Raw genomic sequence first — 25,373 nt, 5'->3', positions numbered from 1 at the left:
CGAAAAACCTCACTCCCGCACAATCGGCAACGCGATCCGGAAACACGCGCCCTCGCTGGAGTTGCTGACACTCAGACGGCCGCCCATCTGCTCAACGATCCCGTAACTCACCGACAGCCCCAGGCCCGTTCCCACGCCCACCGGTTTGGTGGTGAAGAACGGTTCGAAAATCCGCTCCAGCAGACGCGGGTCGATGCCGCCGCCGTTGTCTTCGACGATCAACCAAAGCGTCTGCTCGTCCAGTTCGACATGCAGGGCGATCCAGGGCTCGAAATCGCGGTCTTTTTCGCGCTTGGAAAGCAGCGCATCCCGGGCGTTGACCATCAGGTTGATCAGTACTTGCTCCAGTTGATCGACGTGCCCTCGCACTCTTACCCGCGCTCCCGGTTCACCGATGCGCAGGTCGACGCCTTTGCCCTTCATGCCTTCGCTGAGCATATTCAGCGTGCCATCCACCGCATCGATCGGGTCGAACAGTTGCTGCTCGATTTCCGAACGACGCCCGAAAACCCGCATGTGGTTGACCACCCGTGCTGCACGCTGGACCTGGGTGTCGATGCGGTTGAGCTTGTCGGTGAGGTAATCGATTTCCACCTCGCCGTTGCTCAAGCGCTTGAGGACGTTGACCACGGCCATGCGCATCACGTTGAGCGGTTGGTTGATCTCATGCGCGAGCCCCGTGGCCATCTCGCCGAGGGTCGCCATTTTGGCGCTCTGGTTGAGTTGCATCCGGGTGCGACGGATCTCGGTGTTGTCGCGGCCCACCGCCTGAATCTCGATCAGCTTACCGCTGTCGTCGAACACGCCCCGGTCGGCCCAGACCCACCACGCGTGCTCGCGTCCCGGCAGCTCCAGACAGATTTCCGACGTGCTCATGGGTGATTCCGGGGTCAGCTCTTCGATGCGCTTCACGAACGCTTCTTTCTGCTCGGCCGAAAACCATTCCCCGAGGTTCACACCCGGCAGTTGCGCAGGGGTGCATTCGAGATAATCCGCCAATGGCCGGTTGCCGAAATTCAGCACCAGGTCCGGCGTGTAGCGACAGATCATCGCAGGAGAATCTTCCACCAGAATCCGGTAACGCTCTTCGCTTTCCCTAACGCGCTCGGTGGCCTGTGTCGCTTCCGTGACGTCCAGCCAAAGCCCGACCGCCTCCACCGGCATGCCCAAGTCATCGCGCAATAACCGCGCCTCATCCAGCAGCCAGTGGTACTCGCCTTTTTTGTCCCGCAGGCGATACCGACAGCTGACCACACCCTCCCGCAACAACTGGCGTGTGCGCTGAAACCAGACGTCGCGGTCGTCGGGGTGAATGTATTGGGTGAGCAAGCCGTCGCTGCATTCCGCCTGGGACCAGCCCAACACCGGCGTCAGGCTGGCGCTGAAGAACGTCGGTTCAAGGCTGCCCCGATCGTAGCTCAGCACGTAGATCACCGCGGGCGAGCTGGCGATGAGGTTGTCCAGCCGGGCGTGAGCAGCCGCGGCCTGGGTTTCCTGATTCTTGATATCGCTGACGTCGAGCATGAAGCCCAGCACCCGCCGCGCCTGCCCGCTGACCAGTTCCTGCCCCTGAATCCGCAGCCAGACCGGCGGGTGAGCGCCCTCATCGTCACGCAACCGGACGCAGGACAACATCGGCGTCCCATGCTCACGCAACCCGCCAAGGCGGCTTTCCAGCTCATGACGGTCGGCGGGATGGATCAGTTGTAGCCACTGGCTAAGGGGCAGCACGTCGCTGGTCTCCGGCAGACCCAGCGTTCTCGCCAACTGAGGAGCAAGCTGCACTTCGTCGGTGTCGGGCAACAATTCCCACCAGCCGGTGCCTAGCAGGTCCTGCAACACCGCCAGCCGTTCCAGTTGATGGCGGTGCACCTGATCGGCATGGCGATAGAGGATGGGCCCGGCAAGTGCCGAGCAGAGGTTCATCCACTCCCGATCCCCCAGCTCAGGCGCCTGTTGCGCGGCATCGTAGAACCCGAACAACATCCACGCCTTCACAGAGCCCTCTTTGTGGTGCGGCAACAGAAACCCCTCGGCGTTGCCAAACGCGCTTTGCAGATGCACGAGGTGGCTGGGAGCGTCGAAGTCAATCTGGTGCGTGACCGTGCCGTTCAGTGAGTCGAGGTCGGTGCCCAGGCGCTGTCCGTCCTGCCACAGCTGCGGCGCGGTGTGAGCGTTGTAATGGGCGAAGATGCGCCAGCCCAGACCACTGGGTTCTGCGAGCGCCAGCGCCAGACACGGCACCCGATAATTCTGCGCCAGCTCTTCCAGTTGCTCGGCGGTGACCGCTTGCAACCGGTCGATGTGGCATCCCCGGACTTTCTCTGCAATCTGCCCGGCCACCCGCAAGCACTGCTGACGGCTTTGCGCGACGTTGGCTTCTTCCATCAGGTCGCCAATGTCGAGCAATTGCAGCAACCAACTGCCGGGCAGGTTCGTCGACTGTGCCTGGACCCAGCCGCGCGTGTGCAGCACCTGGCCGCCCGGTCGTTTGAAATCCAGATCGAGCATGTGCCCCAGCCACTCCTGCGGCGAACCTTCCACCACCAGCGCGCTGCTCGGCATCAGAAAGCTCAACAGACGCTGCGGCGGCGCCGTCGACGCCCCCATCCCCAACGCGCTGCGCAACGGCTTGCTGATGCTGGTGACATGCCCGTCCTGATCCAGCTGCATGTGCCAGTCCGCACTGACTGACGTCGGCTCGACACTCAGGGATTCCGGTTCGCGCCCGGAAGGTGCATCGCCGCGCCCGAGCCAACGGTTGAGGATTTCATTTTTAAGGGGCAAGTTGCAGGCTCGCTTCAGCAGAAAGGTAGGTCGGCAGATTCGGCACGTCACCGATTCCGGGTAGCGTCAGCACCGGCATGACCTGAGTCAGCTTGCTTTTGGGGTAATCGATCCGGACTTTGAGCAATTTGCCGTCGAAGCTGACAGTGGCATCCGAGGTGGGATTGAAGCCGAGCGCCGACGGAATCCAGGCCAATTGTGTCGTCAATGCCGACTTGGCCTGAGTCGTGACCAAGGTGGCGTAAGCGGCGGGTGTGGTGGCGCTGCCGGGGCTGATGGCCACGCTCTGGCGCACCGCTTCGGCGGTGGCGTTGTTGAACGATTGCATCATCAGCAAGGGCAGGCTGTAGGTCACCAACGCGTAGAAAATCGCGAAGAAAATCACGAACACGAGGGCAAATTCGATGGCGGCGGCGCCACGTTGCCTGATGGGGGAAAAATTGCGAGCGATCCTGCGCATGCCGACGTCTACCCTGACAGTGCTACCGTGCTTGGAGCATAGATTCTTTACGGAAAACAGGACGTTTTTTACCCAATGAATTTACTTTTCCTACTGGTGTGGTTTGCCGTATGCGCGGATCAGGACGCTCGCGCCAGGCGGGTTTCCAACGTTCTGACCTTCGGCGCCGGGCTGACCGCGGTGTTCTATCTGGTGATGAACGGTGAAAGCTGGCTGGGTGCACCGTCACCGCAGCCTTGGTGGGCGTTGCTGCTGACGTTGCTGCTGACGTTGCCGGGGTACGCGCTGGGCAGGCTCGGCGCAGGGGATGTGAAACTGTTGAGTGCCCTGGCACTCGCCAGCGACACGGCGCTGGTGCTGGGCACATTCATCGGTGCGGGCGTGACCAGCGTGGCCTGGTTGCTCGTGCGCCAGAGCATATGGCGCCATGTGGGTCAACGGGTCAGGACGCGTTATCCACAGCTGTCGCCCGAAACGTCAACAAAGCAGCCCTTCGTGCCTTTCCTGTTTTTGGGGTGCATCGCTACCCTCATTTGGGTCCACTAGTCGAATTGCCATCACACGCTATGTACATAGTCCGAAAGTGAGTCTAGGTTTGTTCCTACGTCCGGGCAGAGAACTGTCCTACAGTGGTTGCCATAAAGGATAGGCAAGGCACCGGGCCCGGTTCAGCCGTAGTCGCAGCAGGGAGTAGCGCGTGAACAAGCAATCGGCAATAAAGGTTCTAGTGGTCGACGATCAACCGCTCATCGTCGATGAGATCAGCGAGTTTCTGGAGGGCAGCGGTTACCGTTGCGTGCCTTGTTACTCCAGCCGTGAGGCGCTGGAACGGTTCCGCGACGACAGCGCCATCGCCATCGTCCTGTGCGATCTGGACATGCCGGGGCTTAATGGCATCGAACTGGTGGAGGCCCTGAAACTGCTGGCGGGCAAGAAGCGCATCTTCGAGTCCATCATGCTCACGGGCCGCGCCGAGAAACAGGACGTTATCAAGGCCCTGCGTGCGGGGATCGCCGATTACTACCAAAAACCCGTCGACCTGAACGAGCTGCTCGAAGGCGTACGGCGGCAGGAAGATTCGCTGGAAGAACGGGTCAAGAACGTCCAGCACCTGGGCCATCTCAACGACAAGTTGCAGTTCCTCGCCGCGTCCATCGACGACCTCTGCCAGGACCTCGACAAATCCCGCCAGATCGCCCAGCCCGCACAGGCTGAAAGCGACGGCGACTTCGAGATGCCCGCCATCTTCGAACAGCTTTCCCCACGCCAGCTCGACGTCGCAAGGCTGGTGAGCAAAGGCCAGACCAACTACCAGATCGCCTGCGAACTGGGCATCACCGAAAACACGGTGAAGCTCTATGTGTCGCAGGTGCTGCGCCTGACCCACATGCACAACCGCACCCAACTGGCCCTGGCCCTGTCACCCAGTACCGCACGCGGGCGGGTGACGGCGCATTGAGCGTCCAAGCGTCTGATATCTGGACTTGGCGCCGGATTGTAGGAGTGAGCTTGCTCGCGATTGCGTTATGTCAGTCGCCCTGGATGTAACTGTTCGTACGCCTCGCGAGCAAGCTCACTCCTACAGGTCTGCGTCAGATTCGGGGTCAGCGCGCTACCGCTCAATTACTCCCCGAACTGCTCCCCGACACGCTGCCGCCTTTTTTCTGTTCATAAAAATCCGGGATCGGATGCTGGTAGGTGTTGAGCCAGCGCTGCATCGTCAGGTCGCGTTCGATAGGGGCTTGGGGTTGGGGAATGGGGGACGCGGCCCTGCCGCTGGCCTGGAGTTGCAGCCAGTCTTCCGTCTGTTTTTGCGAAGCCGAGGACGGGCCAGGTTCGATGGCGAAGGCGGTGCCGCTGAGCGTCAGCATGCACAAACCCGTCAACAATAGGCGTTTCATGGTTGTCTCCCTGCGATCGACGGAGCCTCGATGACGGCGGCGACTTTGTCGGCCTTGAGTGGCGTGCCTGCCGGGGTTTTTTTGAGTGTCTCGGCGCGTGCCTGGGCGTCGTTCACCTGCTCAGGTGTCAACCCGGTGCGCGACACCAGCTCCGCCGCTTGGGTCCAGTCATCCTGATAAATCAGCAACGTGACCATGTTCAGCGCCGCAAGCGTGTCGGGCTGTTTCAGCTCCATCGCCGTGAGGAACTGAAAGCGTGCCAGGTCGAGCTTGCGCTGATTGAGGTAAACGACACCCAGGTCATTGCGAATTTTCTCGTCAGTGGGCGACAGCTTCACCGCCGTCTGCAAGTACATCAGCGCTTGATTGTTGTCCCCCCGCGCAGCGGCGAGCTGGCCAAGTCCATGCTCGCCCTCGGCGGCGCGGCAGGTGCCGATCAGGCTCTTGTACAGCGGCTCGGCCTCGTTGCTACCCAACAGACGCAGCACTCGGGCCTTGCGCAGCCGCACATCCGGCAACGTCGGCGGCAAGCTTTCCAGATGGGCCAGGCTCGCGTGCAAGCGGCCTTCATCGGCCATGTCCTGCGCCATGTTCAACGCCAGCTCCTGATCCGACGTCGGCTTCGCACAGCTGCCCGCCGTAGCCTGCGCCAGCCAGGGTGCCGTGCCGTCAGCGGCGCAACCACTGAGCAACGCCAGGCCTATTACTGCGATGAGCGCTTTCATTCGATCTCCTAATGCGAACCCAATGCCTTGCCAATGGCGACGAAGCCTGGCCCGGCCAATACGATCAATAACGCGGGAAACAGAAACACCATCATCACGATCGACATCTTCGCCGACAGCTTGGAAATGTATTCCTGCAACCGCGTCAAACGGCGGTCATCGATCAACTGCTTGAGCGCCAGCAGCGACTTCATCGCCCCGCCGCCCTGGTGAATCAACTGATTGAGAATGACGCAGGTGTCGCTGAACTCATCCACCGCCAGGACGGCGGCCATCTTGTTCAGCTCATCACCCAGTTCCAGACCTGAGTCGATACGCACCAGCATCACCCGAAGCTCCGACGACAGCACCGGCAGCAGGCTTCGCCCCTCGTTGCTCAACACCCGCAGCGCCTGTTCCACCGCCATGCCCGATTCGAACAGGATGCGAAGCAGTGGAATGAATGTGGCGATTTCCGCGACCGCCTGTTTTTGCCGGCGCGCGGCTGCCGTGGCGAGAATGCGTTTGGGCGCGAGATAGCCGAGGCCCAGCGCGAACATCGGCGCCAGCAGCGGGTATTCGACGTCACTGAAGAACAGCGCCTGCACCAGCATCACGATGCACACCGCCACAATGGGCGTGCCGACCTGGCAGGCCGCGAACAACGAACGCTGGCTCGCCCGCCGCCAGCCGATGCGGTTCAACAGGATTTGAGTTTCGCTGTCCAGGCTGACCGAACGCTGGCCGAATCGGCTGTCACCCAGCAAGCGTAATAACGTGCTCACCCGACTGTCGCGGGCGACCACCCCTTGCAATCGCGACATCACCAGGCGTTCATTGCGGCGCTGGCGGGCCACGGTCAGCAGCAGGAAGAATCCGGCGATGAAGAACATCAATGCGCTGAGCAACAAGGCCATCTCACACGCTCCGCAACATGCGCCACAGCGCCAGACAGCCCGCCGTCTGCATGCCAAACGCGACCATCAGCATGGTCTTCCCCGAACCGTCGTTCCACATGTGCAGCAGGTAGTTCGGGTTCACTGCCAGAAAGTACGCCACCATGCCCACCGGCAGCAGCGCCAGCACCACGGCGGTCATGCGGGTTTCGCCGGTCATCGCCCGCAACTGCCGTGCGCCCTGCTCGCGCTCACGGATCAAGCGAATCAGGTTGTCGAGCAATTCGCTGGCATTGCCGCCGTAACGGTGATTGACCCGCAGGCCCATGGCGAACAGCTGGAACTCATCGCGCTCGTACAGCTCAGCGAAGTCCTGCACGGCGTCTGGTAATGAAACGCCCATCTGCACGTTGCGCTTGATGCGCGACATGGCGTCGTTCAGGGGATAACTCGCCGAGTCGATGCTGTGCAGAATGGCATCACCCAACGTGCGGCCGGATTTCAGGCTGCGCACGGCGTGATCGAGCAACTGCGGCAATTGCTCGATCATGCGCCGCACCCGACGCCGATAGCGAAAGCTGACGTAAAAACGCAACACGATGACCGGCAGCAAAATGCCCAGCATCAGACCAAACCCGTCGTGCAGCAGATAGCCCAGCAACATCGCCATCGCCCAGACGGTGAGGGCCAGCGGCAAGCGCTCGGTGGGCCGCCCCAACCCTGCCCGCAGAAAGGCACGTTCTATTCGCGCCAGACCCGGTTTCGCGACATCGGGTTCAGGCTGCCCCAATGACAGGCGCGCCATGACGCGGTCATGAGCGCCCTGGTTCAGCCCGCGATAAAACAGGTAGAACGACAGCAGCATCAGCAACATGAAGACGAGCCCGAGGATAATCGCGCCTTTCACCTGAACCTCCCTGACCCTGCCTAATAGTCCATCTGCCGCAGTTTGTCCCCGGCGGGGTTCATGGCCTCGCGCAAGAAACCGAAGCCGGTCCGCCGATCCAGGCGGAACAACGTATTGGTGACGTACACGTCGTCCCGCACGCCCACCACTTCCACCACCTCGCTGACGCAGCGTCGCCCATCGGGCATGCGCGTCAGCTGGATGATCACGTCCAGCGCCGCGCAGATCATCTGCCGCAAGGTTTTCTCGGCGATTTGCCGGCCCGTCAACCCCACCAGCGTCTCCAGCCGCAGCAAGGCATCCTGCGCGTTGTTGGCGTGCACGGTGCTCATGGAGCCGTCGTGCCCGGTGTTCATCGCGGTCAGCACGTCGAGCACTTCAACGCCTCGAATCTCGCCGAGGATGATCCGGTCGGGGCGCATCCGCAGAGCGTTGCGAATCAGGTCGCTGGCGCGCACCTCACCGTGGCCCTCGGCATTGGGGGGGCGGGTTTCCAGGCGCACGACGTGGGGGTGGCCAAGCTGCAATTCGGCGACGTCTTCGATGGTCACCAGCCGCTGCTGGGTCTGGATCATCTGACTCATGACGTTGAGCATGGTGGTCTTGCCAGTGCCCGTACCGCCGCTGATGAGGATGTTGCAGCGCTTGCTCACGGCGGTTTCAAGAAAGTCGTAGATAGACTGGTCGATGGTCTGCATCGCCACCAGGTCGGCGCTCTTGAGCATGTCCTTGCGGAATTTCCGGATCGACACGCACGGCCCGTCCAGCGCAATGGGCGGGATGATCGCGTTGACCCGGCTGCCATCGGGCAAACGCGCATCGACCATCGGCGAGGATTCGTCCAGACGACGCCCCAGCGGCGCGAGAATCCGCTGAATCACACGCTCGACGTGGTGGGAATCGATGAAGCGCAGGTCCGAATGGTGCAACACGCCTTCGCGCTCGATGAACACTTTGTTCGGGCCGTTGACCAGAATTTCCGTCACTGACTTGTCCCGCAGCAGCACCTCCAGCGGACCGAAACCGGTGAGTTCATCCACCAACTCCTCCGCAAGCCGCTCCATCTCGTAACGGGAAATCGCCAGCCGCAGCCGCGCCACGTATTCGGCCACTTTGTCGGTGACGAACTGAGCCAGCGCCGGGCGCGTGCCTTCCAGCAGGTTGCGTCCGCTTTCTTCGATGGCATCGATGATGTAGCGGTGCAGGACGAGCTTCAGACCCTGACCGTCGCCGCCCGCATCCTGAGGACGCGACGACACCCCGAACAGTTTTTCGCCTTTCATTTACGCGCTCCCAGCAGACGTCCGAGCCAACCGTCACGAGGTTTGTCCGGCGTCTGGTTCTGACTGGCCATCCGCTCGCCCAGGTTTTTCAAGCCGGTGCTCAAGGACTCTCGGGGCGACAGCTCGAACAGCGACAGGCCCTGATTTTTCGCGTTCAGGCGCAACTCAGGGCTGAGCGGCAAAACGGCCATGGCGGGCAGCCCGAAGGTCTTCTCCAGCGCCTCGGCGTTGGGCGTGACCTGGCGCAGGTACTTGTCCACCAGCAACCCGCCCTGTTGCAACTTCAGGCCTTTCTCGCGCCACAGATTGAGGATCGCCAGGTTGCGACGGCATTCGATGACGTTCTGATCGACGTACCACAGCAGCTGATCGCAATGAGTGACGAAGGTCCGCAGCGACTCGCTGTCAGGCTGGCCCACCAGATTCACCACGACATGCTGAAAGTGCTGACGCAACGCACTGAGCAACATGTACAGCTCGGCGGCACTGGTGTGCTCCAGCGACATGTCGTCCTCGCCATACGCGAGAATGCGCAGTTGAGTCGGGTGGACCGTGAAGGCGCTGTCGATCAGGGTGGAGTCAAGACGACGCAAATGGCGCACGGCATCGCCAAAATTGAACGAGGATTCGAGGCTCAACATGGCCAGGCTGTCGCCGCGAGGCATGCCCAAATCCAACAGCAAGGTGCGCTGTTCCTTCTGTTGCGCGACGAGTGCCAGATGCGCCGACACCAGCGCGCCATCGCCATCGCATTGGGCGCCGTAGATCACGGTCAGGCCACCCATGTTGGGGTTCGGCGCCACGGGCGGCAGGCGTTTGCTCAGGCGCCGCACCAGACCGGCCACCTCACTGGAGCGCGAACCGTAGGCCACGAAATCCCGCGCCCCGGCCCGCATGGCATTGAGCACGAGCTGGTTGTCCATGCCGTCGCCCAGCGCGACGATGGCCAGCATCGGCTTCGCCTCCAGTGCGCCTTCGATCAACGCGCTCTGGTTCATCAAATGCTCGCGGTCGAGGCCGACGAACACCACGCTGGCGAAGGTCACATCCACCAGCGCCAGCAGTTCATCCAGGCTGCCGGTGCCCGCGCTGACCACCTGGCCTAACGGGGCCAGCGCACCCTGCAGCCATTCGAGGTCGGTGCTGTTGCGGGTGATGGCCAGAAAGGTCTGGCTGAGGCTCGGTCCCTGGCTCATTGCGATAACCCACTGCGGCGATCAAAGCTGCCGTTTTCGAGGAAGTACATCTTGAGGAAACTCGGGTCGTAATTGCGCAGCCCTTCACCCGGCAGAGACGGCAACGGCGCGTTCACTGCCATCGGCTGAACCAGGTGCGGGGTGACGATCATCAGCAGCTCACGTTCATCGCGGTTGATCTGCGAACTGCGAAACAACGCGCCGAGGATCGGGATGTCCCCGAGCCCCGGAAATTTATCCACCGAGGCGATGTTGCTGGTGTTGATCAGGCCACTGATCACGAAGCTCTCACCATCGGCCAACGAGACGCTGGTGTCGGTGCGGCGGACGTTCAGCGCCGGTACGGTGGTGCCCGCGATGGTCACCCCCGCCGTGAAATCCAGCTCGCTGACTTCGGGCGCGACTTTCAGCGATATACGGTTGCGGCCTACCACGGTCGGCGTCAGCGTCAAGCGCACGCCGTACTCTTTATATTCGATGGAAATGCCGTTGCCTTCGCCGTTAGGCACTGGCACCGGGAATTCGCCACCGGCCAGGAAACTCGCGCTCTGCCCGCTTAATGCCACCAGGCTTGGCCGGGCGAGGGTGTAGGCGAAACCGCTGGTTTCCATGGCATTGAGCATGCCCAGCACTTTGCTGCTGCCGCCGCCCCAGACGATGTTGAAGTTGTTGTTGCTGAGCGGGATCGCCGGTCGCGTGCCGCCCACGGTGCCCGGCGTCACCGTCACGCCCGGTACGGTGCCGGGGGAGCCGAAGAGGAAATTGTTCGAGCCTCTGCCAAAGATCGAGGTGCTGGCTTCTTTCAACTTGGTACGGCTGACCTCGACGAAACGGATGTCGGTTTGCACCTGACTGGGGAGCAGCGGGTCTTCGGAAGGTGGCAGCAGGGTGTCAGTCATCGCCGTCTTCGCGGTGCCACGCACGAACACCATGCTCTGCCGCGGCGAGGTGGAACACGCCGTCCAGATCATCAGGCTGGTGGTGCCCGGTCCCACACCGGTCAGCAGGAAGCCGCCGTTGTCGTCGCCGTTCACATGAACATCCGCAATCTTCGGATCGCCCACTGCCAGACGCGTAATGGCGACAGGCGAGCGGATAGCTTGCTGCACGCCCTGGCCGATCTCCGTGGCCGCTGGCATGGCGGCGAGTCCCGAACACCCGGTCGGCGCGGCCACCGCGATGCCCTGATACAGACCGAGAGACATAAAGGCCAACACGATACGGTTCAACACCGGTTTGGAACGGCTGCTCATCAAGTGCAATCCTTGCTCGAATCAGGGGGTTTGCTGCGTGATCTGATTGCCACGAATGACTTCCACCGGCCGCGGTCCGCGCGGGGCACCACCGCTGGCGCGAACCGCAACGTTGGACTGCAGACTCAGTTGGTTGAAGTGGGTGACGTTGCGATTCGTGGTGTCCAGCTGCAGGGCTATGTCGCTGTCGCCCGCCCAGTACCGCTCAAGATTTTTCTCGTCAGCGCTGCGCACAGCCAAGCGCAGAGGACCGGCTTGCGAGGCCAGCATCAAACGGTTGAGCAGCTTTTCCGGCACCGCGACGACCACGCTCCGTGCATTGACCCTGCCTTTTTGCTGTTGGGCGCGTTCTTCGCGGCTGATGCCTTGATCGTCCTGGCCCTGATTCACCGGCCCCATCAACGCCCCCACACTGAGCACGCGTAACGCTGGAACGACGGTTTGCGCGCTGCGGTCGTTATTGGCCTGGTCCGGAGGCAGATACAGCAAGACATCCACGTAATCACCGGGGCTCAACTGCCCTCCGGCACCGATGATTTCGTCAATGGACAGCGCCAGTGCTCGCTCGCCGGAGCGGATCATTCGAGCCAATGAGCCACCGGCTTCGAAACTGCTGTCGGTCAGCCAGGTACCTGCGGGGAGGGGGCGCCACGACAGGCGGCCGATGGCCTCATCCGGTTTGCTGAAGCTTCCGGCAGGCGCGACCTTGAGGCGTTCGACAATCAGGTCGTCAGCCTTGATGGGCTCATAGGCGGGAAGATCGCGCGCCAGCACCAGCACGGATTGGCGGGTCGGGTCTTCAGAGGGTTTTTCTTCGACAACGGGGGCGGCGACCGGGGTAACGGTCTGTGCGACAGGCGCTTGAGGTGCAGGCGCGGGTTGGCGGCTCAAGACCAATCCCCAATACCCGGCAAACAGCGCACCCAGCAGAAAAAGTACAGCGAGCCCTAGTGTGACGCGACTGCTCATGACGGCCCTCCTGTGCCTTACCGCTCTGCGGATAACTTCGAAAACGGTTCGAGACAACTGATCAGTCAGTTGGCTGTGAACATTCTTCCTTTTCGCCTTATGAAGGTAGACGAGGTCATTCAAAACGCCATCATTCGTCGGAAATTTCGCACAACTTCATCCGTTCGGAGGGGCCGGGCCACGGCCTGTGGGCCGCCTGGCATTATTACTTTCGGATTAATGCTTTCTTGCGATTGTGGAGTGTGGAAATGGGGTCAATGCTGTGGGTACGAAGGATTGGCAAACGCTTTTTGCGTGCAGTAACGCGCTTCATGCGCTGAGGAGAAGTGAGATGTACCTGATGTATTTTTCTGCACTGTTGCGTAAGTTCGTCAAGAACGAAGAGGCTGCCTCCGGGATTGAATATGCGATTGTGGTGGCGATGGTGGCTGTCGTCCTGGTTGCGTTCATGACGCCAATTGGGTCACGCGTGACTGAAATCTTCACCAACTTACAAGACAAACTCGGAACGGCTAAACCAGTCAGTTCCGGGGGTTCCTGATGATAGCGTTCACCCACCTGCAAATAGAATTTGAATGCCTAAGACTTAAGGGACGAGTCAATGCCCGCGCCTACCCGCCAACAATTACTGCTGGTTGACGACGAAGAGGACGCCAACGAAGAGCTTGCCGAGTTGCTCGAAGGCGAGGGTTTTTGCTGCTTCACGGCGCCCTCTGTCAAGGTGGCGCTGAAGCTGCTGACCGAGCACCCGGACATTGCGCTGGTGATCACTGATCTGCGGATGCCGGAGGAAAGCGGCATCTCGCTGATCAAACGCCTGCGCGAGCATACGTCGCGCCAACACCTGCCGGTCATCGTCACCTCAGGCCACGCTGACATGGAAGACGTCAGCGACCTGCTGCGCCTGCACGTGCTCGACCTGTTCCGCAAACCCATCTACCACGTCCGGCTGCTGGAAACCCTCGACAACCTGTTTCCGAAACCGAAGGTCTATCAGGTCGGGCCTTGAGCCTTCCTTTCGACCGGGATTCCCAATGACCATCAAGGGGGTATGCCCGTCGGCCTATCCGTCGCCGGGCACACCGCCTCCCTCTCTCAAAGCTGATAACTGAAGCTCAACGTGAACCTGGGATTGCGGTTGAAACTGTCCAGCCCGACGTCTGACATCGGCTTGGCCGCTTCCAATGCGATGTTGTAATAACGGCCATCGCCAAACCTGAGTCCGCCCGCCGCTGAGGACAGTTTCGAATCCTTGACCGGCAGTTCGTTGAACCACGTCCGCGCCGCGTCGAACACTACGTACGGTTGCAGCACTTTCACCCAGTTGCCGTCACGGGTGAAGCTGTAGTTGACCTCATACGCCACGCCCCAGCCCTTGTCGCCGGACGCTTGATCGGTCGGATAGCCTCGGCCGAAATTCTGCCCGCCAAACTGCGCCCGCTCACTGTCTGGCAAGGTGTCGTCGCTCCAGTACAACGCAGCGGAAAACACCCCCTGCCAATGCTCGAAAAACTTGTCGCTTTGCACCCCCGACAACCGCGCCCGAAAGAAGTCCAGGTCGTATGTGCTGTCGTCGGTCTTCGCGCCCATGCCGTCGATGCCCTGGTACACCCCGGCGCTGAGAATCCGCAGTTGCCGGTCGGTCGATTTACGCCAATCGCCTTCCACCGCCACAGCGCGGATGTCGGTGCGACTTTGCACGCTCAAGGGAAAGCCAATCACGTCGTAACGCGTCTTGTCATTCACCGCGTACAGCCGCGCCCCCGCGCTCAGCCATTCGTTCTGAGCCGCGATCAGCGGATGGGTGAAGCCAATGGAAAACCGGTCGTTGTCGCGCCGTTGCTTCAACTCCAATCCATTGTCCAACGCCACGTTGGTGCCCGGCTCGCTGCGGTAGTGAGACGCCGAGAGATTCAGCTGGGTGCCCTCGGTATTGAGGTACTCGCTGTAATCCAGACGGTAGTAATGCTCTTTGTCGTCTCCTGGCGGGAACAGGCCGCTGAAGGTCAGTTGCTCGGCCATGGCGGTCTGCGCGTTGCTGCTCAAACCGAGCAACGCTTGCAGGCCATCGCGGTTATCGTCCGTGGTGCTCAGGGTGCTGGTGAAAGGTTTGCGCGAGGCTTGGGCGATCAACGTGGTCGCGCCGTCCGTGGTGCCCGGTGGCGGCACTTGAGCCTGCAAGGTCACGCCCGGCAACCGGCTCATCAGCGAGGTGTAGCGCTCGAACGTCTTGCGGGTCAGCGGACGCTCCTGCTTGATCTTGTCGACGAGCTTTTGCAGGTACGCCGACACGGTGCCAATGTCACCTTCAAGCCGATAATCCCGCACGTAACCTTCCACCAGCACCACGCGCACCAGCCCCTGATCGAAGTTTTGCGGCGGCAGGAACGCGTAGGACAACAGATAGCCGTCATCCTGATAACGCCGGGTGATGCCGCGCGTGGCCTCGATCAATTCGGCGAGTGTGGCGTCGCGGCCGATCAAGGGTTCATACGCAGCGCCGAGCTGTTCCAGCGGGTACACCGTGCCGCCTTCGATACGAATTTTGCGCACGCCGACCTTGGTGCTCATCATCAAGGGCGTGGCGTCGGACGGCGGTGCAGGTACCTGCAGGGCGGGCGTCGCAGGACGGTAGGCATCAGCGGGAAGGTTGGGCACCGGGAGCGTGCGCTCGCGGTCGTTGCTGTTGAGGAAGCTGGGAAGCGGTTCAGCGTTCGCGAAGAAAGGAGAAACAGAAACACCCAGCACGAAGACAGGGATACAAGCACGCATAAGGACACTCCATTGGCCAACAGCAGCGGTGCACGGGCAAAAAAAAGACAGGGGATCTTCCGACTCCCCTGTCTGAAACAAGCGTAGGCGTTGTGGGAGAAGTCGCTAGCGAAGCAAGCTGGAGAAAGAACACGGCATCGCGGACAACCGACTCGCGATAGTTCTCACACTGCCCAGCACTTCTTACTTACGCGTAGCCAACCCACCGCCGAGGACGCTTGTAACCCCGTTGAGCAGCCCGCCGACGCCACCGTTCGACGCGTTGCCATTTGCATTCACCAGACCACCCACCTGAGCGACCGTATTGCCCAGTGTCGAGACCGTGCCGCCAACCGCCGTGGTGACCGGGTTGGCGTTGGTCGCGGCAATCTGGCTACCCAGACTGCTGACTGCACCGCCCGCTTGCGTGAGCAGGCCGTTGACCGGTGCGCCGATGCCCGTGGCCCCGCCGATGTTCTGCGTGACGCTGGCGACGTTGGTCACGACGGGCGTAATCGCGGAGGCGACGTTATTGGTCAACGCAGCGACCGGTGCGCCGAGCGCCGTATTGGCGACCCCATTGCCACCGAGGATCGGACCAAGGGACGCGACCGTCGTGCCGACGCCGGTGCCATTCAGACCTGCGGCGCCCAGCAGACCGCCGCCAGAACCTGCGGTCAGCCCCGAACCTGCGGCGGCGACCACGCCACCGACGTTTTCAAGCAAGCCGCCGTTCAAGCCCGGAACGCTGGGCAGCCCCGGCAGGCCAGGCAACGTGGTGCCGCCACCCGTGCCGGCATTGGCCTGCAGGTAACCGGCTGCCGTGCCCGCCACATCACCCAGGCCGCCGAGCGAGCCGCCCAACCCTGCGGTAAGCGGATTGTTCTGTGCGCCGTTTTGCAGGCTGCTGCCGACGTTGTTGAGCGTGCCTTTGACGTTCTGCAGCAAGCCGTTCACTGGCTGACCCAGCCCTGTCGCGCTGCCGACTTTGTTGGTGGTCGATTCGAGCATCGCCACCACTGGCACCAGCTTGTCGCCGATGGCTTGCGTGGCTGAGCCGAGCGGACCACTGGTGGTGGCGGCGCTGAGGGTGTCACCGAGCATGGTGACCTTCTGGCCTACGCCGTCGACCAGATCGCCTGCGCCGCCGACCACGGTGCCCACCAACGGCACCTGTTCGATGGCCGAGGATCGGGCGAATTTCGACACGCCAGTGCCGAGGGAAGAGACGCCAGTGCCGAGGTCGCCGGTCGCCATGCCGACGCTGGAAAGCGTCATGCCGAGGGAATTACTGTCGGTGCCAAGTGTGCCGAGGCCATCGACCAAACCGCCGCTGACGCTGTTCGCCGCGAAGCCAAGGGATGAAACCAGGCCACCCGCGCCGGAGGTCAGATCGGTGTTGCCCGCAATCGGCACCGACGACACGGCATCCCCTACGCCCACGACCGCATCGCCCACCTGACCGAGGACGCTGCCGAGATCGACGCTGGTCTGTGCGGTCGTGCTGCGTGTCCGGATCACCGGAGTGCCGCCACCGTTTCCGCCGGTTCCACCATCAGTGCCGCCTGTACCGCCTGTACCACCTGTTCCGCCCGTGCCTCCGGTGCCGCCGTCAACCACGCCACCACCGGTTCCGCCTGTTCCGCCTGTGCCACCCGTTCCGGTATCGCCTGTGCCTCCTGTCCCACCCGTATTACCGGTGCCGCCCGAACCGCTGCCATCGGTGGTTCCGCCGCTGGCTGACCCTCCCGATGTACCCGCTGTGGATGAGGAACCATCGACATGACTTTTCGAACCGCCACCGCCACTGCTGCACCCACCCAAGCTGACTGCCAGAACAAGTGCCAATGCCGATGATGCGAAAAACATCTGGGTTTTCATGGGGAGAATCCTTCCAAAACACGATTGTTTTATTGGCCTCCCGGCTTGAGCCGAAAAGCACTTGTCCATGACGCCATGACAGGCTTTGGAAGGGGATTGGGCAACTCACAACTTGGTATTAACGCCTTATATACCTGCGAGAAAGGGTGACTGAAGGTGTGAAAATCGTGTTTTGAATCAGGATGTTAGTAGCGACGCAAATAACCGCCGCAGCCTGCGCAGACGAAAGTTATATAGTCGTAATTGACAGGTCCGAGGCGCTCAAAAAATCTCGCGTCCTGCCGAGGCGGAGGATCAGAAATGCATGTGCTGTCTGGCACACCGCGTTCCCTGCCGTCGTAACCTCCGCGTCTCCCACAGGGCCTTCAGCGTGCCGATTTTTGAGGTCAGCCCATTAGATATGGCGGCGAGACTGGGAGTTGGGTTCAACACCGGACCTGTGGGAGCGAATTCATTCGCGATGCGATCGCACATTCGCTGCGGCATTAGCGGATGCACGCTCTAATCCACCACACTGAACTCCACCCGCGCCGTCTGCCCGCTTTCGTCCAGCACGCTCAGTTGATAGCGCCCCAAGCGGTTGAAGGTGTGAGTGTAGCTATCCTGATTGGCGGTATCCCCCACCGGCGCGCCGTCGATGAACCACCAGCGGCGACCGTTGCCGCCCAATGCCGACAGCTTCAATCGCAACTGCTGCTGGCTGCCGGTGGGCAATCGCAGTTGATCGCCTTCGCGCACGCCCACGATTGAAATCGGCGCGGCCAGGCTCAAGCCCTGAGGTGGGCAAGAGGGATCGATGGCAGGCAAGCGCGCCTCACGCCGCTCACCCTTCGGCAACCACGGTTCCAATGGCGCAGGCCAGAGCGCGATGTCACGGGCTTCAGCCTGTGGACAACTGGCGCCGACGCGCAGCCCCTTGTCGTTGATCCAGACTTTCTCCAGCAGCCCCAGTCCCAACGGCTGATCGGTGGCTTGCAAGGTCGGGGGCGTGGTGCCGTCCAGCGTCCAGGCAAAGCGCTGACGTCGGCAGTTGGGGTCGCTCTTGTTCATGATCTGCCCGAGCGGCCAGCAGATCGCGGCCACGCCCACGCTGAGCGGCACCGGTTGCACGGGCGGCAGGATGTTGCGCTGGGCATCGCGGTTCACCAACAGGTCGTGTACCTGCAACATCAGCGGCGCCGCCGAGGCCAGACCGAACTGCCCCGGCACCGGCGTGCCGTCGGGCCTGCCGATCCACACGCCTATCAGGAATCGTGGCCCCACCCCAATCGACCAGGCATCGCGAAAGCCATAACTGGTGCCGGTTTTCCACGCCAGTTGCGGGCGCTGCACCAGATCAGCGTGAGGGTCGAGATCGGGGCGCGACTGGCCGCTCAGAATCCGCCGGATGATCCACGCCGCGCCGGGGGACATCATCGGCCGATCACGCAGGCGATCTTCCGGTTGCAAGCGAATGTCGGCGCTGCGCCCTCCCCGCGCGAACGCGCTGTAGCCGCCCACCAGATCTTCCAACCGACTGCCCGCGCCACCGAGGATCAGCGCCAGGTTCGGTTCAGCCAACGGAGGCAAGGTCAACGGCACCCCGCCATTGCGCAGTTCGGCAGCAAAGCGTTTCGGGCCGTAAGCCTCCAGCAGTTGCACGGCGGGCAGATTGAGCGACATCGACAATGCAGAACTCGCCGCCACCGCGCCGTTGAAACCGGACGAGAAATTCCCCGGACGGTAATCGCCGTAACGACGCGGCACGTCCTGCATCAACGATTCGGAATGGATCAGCCCCGCGTCCATCGCCTTGCCGTACAAAAAGGGTTTCAGCGTCGAACCCGGAGAGCGCAGCGCATTGACCATGTCCACGTGGCCGAAGCGTTTGTCATCGCCGATGTCCACTGAGCCGACGTAGGCCCGCGTCGCCATGTTCTCCGCCTCGACCACCAGAATCGCCGCCGACGTGCGCTCGGGCAAACGCGCGCGCCAGCCCAGCAGCAGGTCTTCGAGGCGACGCTGCAAACCGGCGTCCAGTGTCGTGCGAATCAACGGCGGGCTGTTCGGTCGGTTCAAGCGCCGCGCCAAGAGTGGCGCGAGGGTCGGTTCCTGACGCGGGGCGAGCAGCAGCGGTTCTTCCAGCGCTTCGTTGACCGACTGCTGCGGCCATTCGCCGAACTCGGCCAAGCGCCTGAGAACCTTGTCGCGAGCGGCCTGAGCGCGTTGCGGATGACGATCCGGACGCAAGCGGCTCGGCGCCTGTGGTAGTACCGCTAGCAATGCGGCGTCGGCGCGGGTCAGTTGTTGCGGCGACTTGCCGAGGTACGCCCAGCTCGCCGCCGCCACACCTTGCAACGTGCCACCGAACGGCGCGCGATTGAGATACAAACCGAGGATTTCCTGCTTGGACAGATGCCACTCCAGTTGCATCGTTCGCCACAACTGGCGCAGCTTGCCGGGCAAGGTTCGGGCGTGAGGATCGAGCAACCGGGCGACCTGCATCGACAGCGTGCTGCCCCCCGAGACCACGTGCCCGCCGCTGAGGTTTTGCCACGTGGCACGGACCAGCGCCATCGGGTTCACGCCGGGATGCTGGTAGAACCAGCGGTCTTCGTAGGTCAGCAGCGCTTCAAGGTAATAGGGCGACACCTGATCCACCGTGACCGGGTAGCGCCACACGCCGTTGGCATCGGCGAAGCGCCAGAGCGGCGTGCCGTCTTCGGCCAGCACCACGCGGGCCAGATCGTCCTTGGGCAGGGGCAACGGCCAGATTCGGTCCGCGAGCCAGAGCAGCAAGCACAGGCCCAAAGCGCCGACCATGAATCCGCGCAACAGGCGCAGGGCAAGTTTTCCTCGCCTCATGCCAAAGAGCCTTTATGCTCTAGGGAACTCGCCCCGCCCATCCGTAGCCAAAGCGAACACGCCCTTTTCCGTTTCACCCCTTTCATCAGGAAGCAGACATGCAGGTAGAAAGCGTTTTCGAATGGCTGGGCCAGGTCATTGGGGCGGTGATCCGCTTCGTCGTCGACGGGTTAAGCTGGTTGTTCAACATGTTCACTCATGCCGGTGGCAATTTCGTCGACGGATTGTCGCGCACGCTGGGGATGGACACTTCACTGATCAGCATCATCGCCCTGATCATTGGCCTGATGTTCCTGTACTCCGCGATCCGCGCCTTCATGCGCGCCTCGATCATCCTCGGGATCATCTGGCTGTTTCTGGGGTTGTGGTTGTTGAGCTGGATTATTCATTGATCGGCGTGTGGTCGGACGCATTCACAGACTTCATCTGACACACCGCAACACCCCCTGTGGGATCGAATTCATTCGCGAAAGGACGGTACATCCGATGCGGATTTTTCGGCTGTACCACCGCTTCGCGAATGAATTCGCTCCTACAGTCAAACCGCATACATCCGGTCAACCGCGACCGGATGACGCGCGGCCCCCCTTTACTTCTTACCTTTCACCACCAACTGAGCAGGCGCGTCGCCCAATGCCTGCCAGTTCGGCCGGTACATCGATTCCACTTGCGGCGGCGGGACGCGATAAGTACCCGGTGTCACCGCACGCGCCAGGTACAGCAGGTGCACAGTGTTGAACCCCTGCAAATCCACTGCCGCCACATAACGGTCGCCTCGGAATTCCTGGTGTTTCAACCCGGCGTTTTCCATCGACTCGCGCCACTGCTTCACCGACTCGCTGGCGTCTTCCAGACTCGCGGCACTCTGCGCCAGGTTCTGGTTTTCGATCTCAAGACCGGCTGGCAGCAGGTCCACCACCAATGCATCCGGCACGCGCTCCTTGGATTTCAGTTCCAGGTGTACCAGCACCAGTTCGCCGCTTTTCAAAGCGTTGAGGTTCAGGGCCTCGCCATCCATTCCGAGGTATTCGCGACGAATCGCCAGGTTCTCGCCCCCCGCCACGGGTGGCTGCGACGGATACCCGGAAATCGTCAGCTGTTGATACAAGGTCTCGCCATTCGTGCTTTGAACGGTCAGTGGCGACGCCAACACCGAGCTGTCGAGCTTCACGCCCGGCTGGTCGTTGCTCAGCTCGCGGTTGTTGCTGCCGCTGTTCAACGTCGCGGCCCACTTCGCCTCAGGTTTGCCGAGCAAATCACGTCCGGCAAGGAACAGTGAGTTGCGCTCTTGCGTCGAAAGATAACGGCTGGCCGCGACCTGATCGGACAGCGCAAACAGCCGCTCCTCGACCTTGTCCGACGCCAGCTTGTTCTCTTCCAGCAACGACAGAATCAGCGCCTGATCGCGCAACGGGCTGCCGTAATCCGCCAGCCAGTCGTTGGCTTTGCGACTTGCAGCAAGTCCTGCCAGCAACGCCTGATCGGCACGCGGCTTGTCGCCCATTTTTTCCAGCGCGATGGACAGCTGCACCAGCGGCAGGCCCGAACGCGCATCGGTGCGGCGATCAAACAGACTGCGCAACGCCCCCAACGGCGCCTGCTGGCTGCGCGACAACACCAGCCCCGCATAGGCCTGCACGGCAAAGCGGGTGTGCTCGGCGTTTTCGCTGTAGTTCACCTCGATCTGATTGCGCTCCTGCAGGTAACGCAGCAGACGCTCGTTGGCCTTTTTCAGCGCATCCGGCGGTACTGCAAAGCCCTGATCGCGGGCGCGCAGCAGGAAGTCGGTGACGTACGCCGTCAGCCAATACTCTTCCTCGCCGTCCGCCCCCCACAGGCCGAAGCTGCCGTTATAGCGCTGCATGCCCAGCAGACGCTCGATGCCAATCTCGATCTTGCGTTTGCGCTCCGCGTCCGACTCACCTTCCAGACCCAGACGCTTGAGGGTCGCAGCGTCGGCGTAGAGCGACGGGTACAGCCCGCTGGTGGTCTGTTCCAGGCAACCATACGGGTAGGCTTTGAGCGCGCGAATCTGCTCGCCAAGGTTCAATGGCGGACGGCTCGACACCGCCAGCAACGCTTCCCGTCCCGCCGGTTCGAAGGCGTCGAGCGCGCCGTCTGGCAGGCTCCAGGCCTGATCCTTGAGCACAGCGCGGTACTGACGCAGCATCGCCGGGTAGGCGGGGCGCACGCCGATGGTCCACTCGCGGCTGAATGCCGGCAGGTTCTCACCCGGCAGGTCAAGACCGTTGACGGTCACTCGGATTACGCCCTTGCCGAAACCGCCCTGAGCCTTCACCGGAATCTGCAACGTGGTGCGCTGCCCCTGATTCAGGCTGACGGCTTTGCTGCCATCGCCTTCACCCAGGCTCAGTTGCCCATCGGCCGTGACCTGCACGTTGAGCTTCTGCGGCTTGCCGGAGAGGTTCGACAGGTCCAGCGCCACTTTGGTCTGGTCGCCACCGGCCAGGAAACGCGGCGCGGACAACTCGGCAATCAGCGGCGCGGCCACGACGGTTTTCGCTTCGGCCATGCCGTAGCGCTCGTCGGTCCAGGCCTGGGCCATGATGCGCAGCTCGCCGTTGAAGTCCGGAATGTCGACGCTGACTTCGGCGTCGCCCTGTTCGTTCAACGTCACCGGCGCGCTTTGCAGGGCGACGATGGTCACGCTGGTTTCAGGGCGTTTGCCGCCCTTGGCCAACGCCGCGTCACCACCGAAGGCGAGGCTGGCCAGACGATTACGTCCGGCTTCGATCAACTGCCCATAGATGTCGAGCTGATCGGCACCGTACTCCTTGCGACCGAACAGGCTGGCGAACGGGTCTGGCGTGGCGTATTCGGTGATATTGAGGATGCCCACGTCCACCGCCGCGACCAGCACGTGCACGTCTTTCGGAATCGAACCGTCAGCATTCTTGGCGTTGACCTTGAGCTTGAGCGGCTGCTTGGGACGCATCTTCTCCGGCGCCGTGACGGTCAGCGCCAGCTTACGCTGCGAGCGGTCCAGCGGCAGGTGCAGCACACCGACCGCGCGTTTCGGCGTGACGTTGGCCTTGCGCTCACCGGGACGGATCACCAGCGCGCTGACGTACAGATCGTGACGCGCCCACTTCTTGTCCACCGGCACGTCGAAGGTCTTGCCCTCGGCAGGCACGTCGATCTCTTGCCACCACAGCGGCCCTTCGCTGGATTCCACCAGCAGATAACCCTTGCCCGCTGACGGCGGCGTCACCGTGACCTTGGCCGTGTCGCCATCGGCGTAGGCCTTTTTGTCCAGCGCCAGCTTGACCTGATCGGGACGCACCGCGCCGCCTTCGGCGTTGTCCTGCCAGCGGTAACCCGCCCAGAAACGCACGCTGCTGACGATGCCGGTGGCCGGGTCTTCGACCTCGACGCGATACGGACCCCACTCCACCGGGAAGCTGACCTTGGCGGTGGAATCCTTCTTCACGCTCACGGTTTCTTCGGACAGGTTCAGGTACTTCTCGTTGTAGTGATAGCTCCAGCCGTCGCTGTCCGAGTAGTTCCAGTAGTAGTCGCGACGCTCACGAATCAGCCGCACCTTGAGGTTGTCGGCGGCCAGCTTGTGGCCTTCGGCGTCGGCCATCAGCACTTCGAATTCGACCGGGCCATCGCCATCGGTGGCTTCTCCGTCGAACAGGCCACGCAGGCCCGGCATCGTATCCGCAGGCCAGACCGGCTGGGTCAGACGGCGGGTAATCGGACGTCCACCCGACTCCTGCAGGCTGGCTTGCAGCACCAATTGCAGCGGCGAACGGGCCTTGGCCCATTGGCTGTCGATGCTCAGATCCAACTGACCGTTGGCGTCGAGGGTGCTGTCTTCGATTTCCAGGTCCTGCTTCAGGTCTTCTTCGGTGACCGAACCGAATTGATACCCCGGCAACCCCGGCACCGCTTCACGCAGAGGACGCACGTACAGCTGACCGGTCAGGCGGTTGCCCGACGCAGGTGCACCGTAGAGGTAACGACCATTGATGGAAATGTCGAACGCTGCGTCAGGCGCCAATGGCGTGTCGCTGCCTTTGAGTTCGAGGGCCATGCGCTCGGGCAGGAAATCCTCGACCTGAAATTCATACAGCTGCGGCTTGCCATCACCCAGGTCGAACACCAATTGCCAGCGCCCGGTCGGGGCCTCGTCCGACAGCTGCAGTTGATATTGATACAGCCCGGTGGCGTCGGCGTCCCACACGAATTTGCGACTGACCTGCTCATCCGGACGGCGCACTTCCACGGTGATCGGCTGAGCTTTCACTCGCTTGCCGTCGTTGTCCCGCAGCAGGCCATTCAGCAGCACGACTTCGCCGGGGCGATACAGATCGCGCGGGCCGAAGATGAAGAACTGCAACGGATGCGCCTGGGGGCCGGTGATGTCGAACTCGGCCAGGTCCAGCGCGGCGCTGTTGAGGCGCAGCATGCTGGTCTGTTCGGCCTGCTTGGCCAGCAGCACCTCGGCCTTGGCGGGCAACGGCAGTTCGGCGTGACCGGCGTTGTCGGTCTTGCCTTGGCCGACCACGCGGCCCTTGTCGTCATACAGTTCCAGATCGACGCCGCTCAGGGCCTTGCCACCTTCAAGCGCTTGGGTGAAGACGTCCAGACGATTGCTGTAGCGGTGCACCGAAAGACCGATGTCGCTGAGGGTGAACAGCGTTGCCGGCTGCGAATAGTTGTAAGTGCCCGAAGCGCGCATCACGGCCAGGTACACGCCCGGCTGTTGCAGCTGCTTGAGGCCCGCAATCGGCAGCAGCACGGTTTCCCGGGTGTTGCGCGCAGGGTTCAGGTCGAAACGGCCGCCGTAGACCAGATCGGCCATGGGCAGCAGCTCTTTGGATTCATAGCTTTGCAGGCTGGACGCGCCTTCCCACGAACTGAGGAACGCGGGCAGCGAGTCGGGCTTGATGCGAAAGAATTCGACATCGACTTTGTCGACGTTCAGCGCGATCACCGGCAGGCCTTCGGCCAGACGCGTCGGCAACAGGCTGCCTCGGCTGGCGAAGCCCACTGTGGCTTGCAGGTCGGAGGTTTCCAGACGGGCCGAATATTCCGCCGCCAGCGTGTTGCTGTTCACTGCCACGAGGCCAGAGTCGATGGTCAAGACCAGCTTGCGCTTGGGCTCAAGGTGGCGCAGGCGCAGCTCCATGAGATTGTCCGACAGCTCCCACGCGCCATCGACCTTGCCGTTCACGCTGTCCACCACGTGCACTTTTTCGGCGAATTTCTGGTCGGGATTCAGTGGGACGGAAAAGCTCAGCGACAGCGTGCTGGCGCCGTCGAGCTGGACTTCCGACACGTCCACCACCGTCAGCTCACGCCCGGCGTAACGCTTGCTCAGCGCAGGCAGGTCGACCGCAGGTTTGGGCTTGGCCGTGTCCACCGCCGCCGCTTGAGGCGCGGCAGGTTGCGCGGGGGCTGGAGCGGGTTTGTCGGAGGTGGAGGAATCGCAGGCACTGAGCAGTACCAGCGCGCAGGCCAGGAACAATCCTTTGTTAAGCATGAGGCACTCATTGGCAGCAGTTGGTGTGG

At 62.2% G+C, this 25,373-nt stretch carries 19 protein-coding genes; 5 read left to right on the top strand and 14 right to left on the bottom strand.

Going from position 1 to position 25,373, the window contains the following annotated elements:
• Nucleotides 1–9 precede the first annotated feature (9 nt).
• Together ACWKWE_RS20250 and ACWKWE_RS20245 are read right to left on the bottom strand one after the other, a co-directional pair.
• Nucleotides 10–2,787: a PAS domain-containing sensor histidine kinase gene (locus ACWKWE_RS20250; protein ID WP_483851502.1), complete on the bottom strand. Its 2,778-nt coding sequence runs from the start codon at nucleotides 2,785–2,787 to the stop codon at nucleotides 10–12.
• The gene (locus ACWKWE_RS20245) at nucleotides 2,777–3,247 is read right to left on the bottom strand and encodes a TadE/TadG family type IV pilus assembly protein (protein ID WP_166598345.1); all 471 of its coding nucleotides are present in this window, start codon (nucleotides 3,245–3,247) and stop codon (nucleotides 2,777–2,779) included. The genes ACWKWE_RS20250 and ACWKWE_RS20245 overlap by 11 nt, the downstream gene beginning before the upstream one ends.
• Before the next feature lie 75 nt (nucleotides 3,248–3,322).
• Here ACWKWE_RS20245 and ACWKWE_RS20240 point away from each other — a divergent pair, with 75 nt between their 5' ends.
• Both ACWKWE_RS20240 and ACWKWE_RS20235 read left to right on the top strand, forming a co-directional pair.
• Nucleotides 3,323–3,793, top strand: coding sequence for a prepilin peptidase (locus ACWKWE_RS20240; RefSeq protein WP_483851501.1), 471 nt, complete (start codon nucleotides 3,323–3,325; stop codon nucleotides 3,791–3,793).
• A 151-nt stretch (nucleotides 3,794–3,944) separates the two neighbouring features.
• Nucleotides 3,945–4,706 carry a response regulator gene (locus ACWKWE_RS20235; protein ID WP_483851500.1) on the top strand — a complete coding sequence of 254 codons (762 nt, stop codon included), beginning with the start codon at nucleotides 3,945–3,947 and terminating at the stop codon, nucleotides 4,704–4,706.
• 160 nt (nucleotides 4,707–4,866) lie between these two features.
• Here ACWKWE_RS20235 and ACWKWE_RS20230 read toward each other — a convergent pair whose 3' ends face one another.
• From ACWKWE_RS20230 to cpaB, 8 genes are all read right to left on the bottom strand, one after another.
• Entirely contained in the window at nucleotides 4,867–5,148 is a 282-nt protein-coding gene (locus ACWKWE_RS20230; RefSeq protein WP_483851499.1) for a DUF3613 domain-containing protein, read from the bottom strand.
• Nucleotides 5,145–5,873: a tetratricopeptide repeat protein gene (locus ACWKWE_RS20225; protein ID WP_483851498.1), complete on the bottom strand. Its 729-nt coding sequence runs from the start codon at nucleotides 5,871–5,873 to the stop codon at nucleotides 5,145–5,147. Before ACWKWE_RS20225 ends, ACWKWE_RS20230 begins: the two co-directional genes overlap by 4 nt.
• Nucleotides 5,874–5,881: 8 nt before the next feature.
• Nucleotides 5,882–6,769, bottom strand: coding sequence for a type II secretion system F family protein (locus tag ACWKWE_RS20220; RefSeq protein ID WP_483851497.1), 888 nt, complete (start codon nucleotides 6,767–6,769; stop codon nucleotides 5,882–5,884).
• Between the two features lies 1 nt (nucleotide 6,770).
• Nucleotides 6,771–7,655, bottom strand: coding sequence for a type II secretion system F family protein (locus ACWKWE_RS20215; protein ID WP_483851496.1), 885 nt, complete (start codon nucleotides 7,653–7,655; stop codon nucleotides 6,771–6,773).
• A 20-nt stretch (nucleotides 7,656–7,675) separates the two neighbouring features.
• Complete coding sequence (locus ACWKWE_RS20210) at nucleotides 7,676–8,938, bottom strand: TadA family conjugal transfer-associated ATPase (protein ID WP_166595909.1); 1,263 nt, start codon at nucleotides 8,936–8,938, stop codon at nucleotides 7,676–7,678.
• A complete protein-coding gene (locus ACWKWE_RS20205) occupies nucleotides 8,935–10,134 on the bottom strand; it encodes a CpaE/TadZ family protein (protein ID WP_166595910.1) in 1,200 nt (399 codons plus the stop codon). Before ACWKWE_RS20205 ends, ACWKWE_RS20210 begins: the two co-directional genes overlap by 4 nt.
• The gene (locus tag ACWKWE_RS20200) at nucleotides 10,131–11,339 is read right to left on the bottom strand and encodes a type II and III secretion system protein family protein (protein ID WP_256665235.1); all 1,209 of its coding nucleotides are present in this window, start codon (nucleotides 11,337–11,339) and stop codon (nucleotides 10,131–10,133) included. The genes ACWKWE_RS20205 and ACWKWE_RS20200 overlap by 4 nt, the downstream gene beginning before the upstream one ends.
• 69 nt (nucleotides 11,340–11,408) lie before the next feature.
• On the bottom strand, nucleotides 11,409–12,356 hold the full coding sequence (gene cpaB / locus ACWKWE_RS20195; protein WP_483851495.1) for a Flp pilus assembly protein CpaB: 948 nt from the start codon (nucleotides 12,354–12,356) through the stop codon (nucleotides 11,409–11,411).
• Between the two features lie 331 nt (nucleotides 12,357–12,687).
• Between cpaB and ACWKWE_RS20190 the strand changes: the two genes are divergently transcribed.
• Together ACWKWE_RS20190 and ACWKWE_RS20185 are read left to right on the top strand one after the other, a co-directional pair.
• Nucleotides 12,688–12,897, top strand: a complete 210-nt coding sequence (locus ACWKWE_RS20190; RefSeq protein WP_483851494.1) for a Flp family type IVb pilin — start codon at nucleotides 12,688–12,690, stop codon at nucleotides 12,895–12,897.
• 60 nt (nucleotides 12,898–12,957) lie between these two features.
• Nucleotides 12,958–13,365, top strand: coding sequence for a response regulator (locus ACWKWE_RS20185; RefSeq protein WP_483851493.1), 408 nt, complete (start codon nucleotides 12,958–12,960; stop codon nucleotides 13,363–13,365).
• Nucleotides 13,366–13,451: 86 nt separating this feature from the next.
• On the opposite strand, the gene ACWKWE_RS20180 is transcribed toward ACWKWE_RS20185, so the two are convergent.
• The 3 genes from ACWKWE_RS20180 to pbpC form a co-directional block, all read right to left on the bottom strand.
• A complete protein-coding gene (locus tag ACWKWE_RS20180) occupies nucleotides 13,452–15,128 on the bottom strand; it encodes a ShlB/FhaC/HecB family hemolysin secretion/activation protein (RefSeq protein ID WP_483851492.1) in 1,677 nt (558 codons plus the stop codon).
• 183 nt (nucleotides 15,129–15,311) lie between these two features.
• The gene (locus ACWKWE_RS20175; RefSeq protein WP_483851491.1) at nucleotides 15,312–16,988 is read right to left on the bottom strand and encodes a collagen-like triple helix repeat-containing protein; all 1,677 of its coding nucleotides are present in this window, start codon (nucleotides 16,986–16,988) and stop codon (nucleotides 15,312–15,314) included.
• 501 nt (nucleotides 16,989–17,489) lie between these two features.
• Entirely contained in the window at nucleotides 17,490–19,790 is a 2,301-nt protein-coding gene (pbpC, locus tag ACWKWE_RS20170) for a peptidoglycan glycosyltransferase PbpC (protein WP_483851632.1), read from the bottom strand.
• A gap of 140 nt (nucleotides 19,791–19,930) precedes the next feature.
• Here pbpC and ACWKWE_RS20165 point away from each other — a divergent pair, with 140 nt between their 5' ends.
• Nucleotides 19,931–20,224 (top strand): hypothetical protein, encoded by a 294-nt coding sequence (locus ACWKWE_RS20165; protein ID WP_166595917.1) that lies wholly within the window; start codon nucleotides 19,931–19,933, stop codon nucleotides 20,222–20,224.
• 197 nt (nucleotides 20,225–20,421) lie between these two features.
• Here the strand turns inward: ACWKWE_RS20165 and ACWKWE_RS20160 are convergent, their stop codons facing one another.
• Nucleotides 20,422–25,344: an alpha-2-macroglobulin family protein gene (locus tag ACWKWE_RS20160; RefSeq protein WP_483851490.1), complete on the bottom strand. Its 4,923-nt coding sequence runs from the start codon at nucleotides 25,342–25,344 to the stop codon at nucleotides 20,422–20,424.
• Nucleotides 25,345–25,373: the final 29 nt, after the last annotated feature.

This window comes from Pseudomonas salicis, assembly GCF_057128705.1.
The sequence above is the reverse complement of the archived record's forward strand: the minus strand, read 5'-3'. Positions and strand labels throughout refer to the sequence as shown.

Bases quoted from the DNA above. Each gene is read 5' to 3' on its own strand.
- ACWKWE_RS20245 (WP_166598345.1), bottom strand. From the start codon at position 3,247: ATGCGCAGGATCGCTCGCAATTTTTCCCCCATCAGGCAACGTGGCGCC.
- ACWKWE_RS20240 (WP_483851501.1), top strand. From the start codon at position 3,323: ATGAATTTACTTTTCCTACTGGTGTGGTTTGCCGTATGCGCGGATCAG.
- ACWKWE_RS20230 (WP_483851499.1), bottom strand. From the start codon at position 5,148: ATGAAACGCCTATTGTTGACGGGTTTGTGCATGCTGACGCTCAGCGGC.
- ACWKWE_RS20225 (WP_483851498.1), bottom strand. From the start codon at position 5,873: ATGAAAGCGCTCATCGCAGTAATAGGCCTGGCGTTGCTCAGTGGTTGC.
- ACWKWE_RS20220 (WP_483851497.1), bottom strand. From the start codon at position 6,769: ATGGCCTTGTTGCTCAGCGCATTGATGTTCTTCATCGCCGGATTCTTC.
- ACWKWE_RS20210 (WP_166595909.1), bottom strand. From the start codon at position 8,938: ATGAAAGGCGAAAAACTGTTCGGGGTGTCGTCGCGTCCTCAGGATGCG.
- ACWKWE_RS20205 (WP_166595910.1), bottom strand. From the start codon at position 10,134: ATGAGCCAGGGACCGAGCCTCAGCCAGACCTTTCTGGCCATCACCCGC.
- ACWKWE_RS20200 (WP_256665235.1), bottom strand. From the start codon at position 11,339: ATGTCTCTCGGTCTGTATCAGGGCATCGCGGTGGCCGCGCCGACCGGG.
- cpaB (WP_483851495.1), bottom strand. From the start codon at position 12,356: ATGAGCAGTCGCGTCACACTAGGGCTCGCTGTACTTTTTCTGCTGGGT.
- ACWKWE_RS20190 (WP_483851494.1), top strand. From the start codon at position 12,688: ATGTACCTGATGTATTTTTCTGCACTGTTGCGTAAGTTCGTCAAGAAC.
- ACWKWE_RS20185 (WP_483851493.1), top strand. From the start codon at position 12,958: ATGCCCGCGCCTACCCGCCAACAATTACTGCTGGTTGACGACGAAGAG.
- ACWKWE_RS20180 (WP_483851492.1), bottom strand. From the start codon at position 15,128: ATGCGTGCTTGTATCCCTGTCTTCGTGCTGGGTGTTTCTGTTTCTCCT.
- ACWKWE_RS20175 (WP_483851491.1), bottom strand. From the start codon at position 16,988: ATGAAAACCCAGATGTTTTTCGCATCATCGGCATTGGCACTTGTTCTG.
- pbpC (WP_483851632.1), bottom strand. From the start codon at position 19,790: ATGGTCGGCGCTTTGGGCCTGTGCTTGCTGCTCTGGCTCGCGGACCGA.
- ACWKWE_RS20165 (WP_166595917.1), top strand. From the start codon at position 19,931: ATGCAGGTAGAAAGCGTTTTCGAATGGCTGGGCCAGGTCATTGGGGCG.
- ACWKWE_RS20160 (WP_483851490.1), bottom strand. From the start codon at position 25,344: ATGCTTAACAAAGGATTGTTCCTGGCCTGCGCGCTGGTACTGCTCAGT.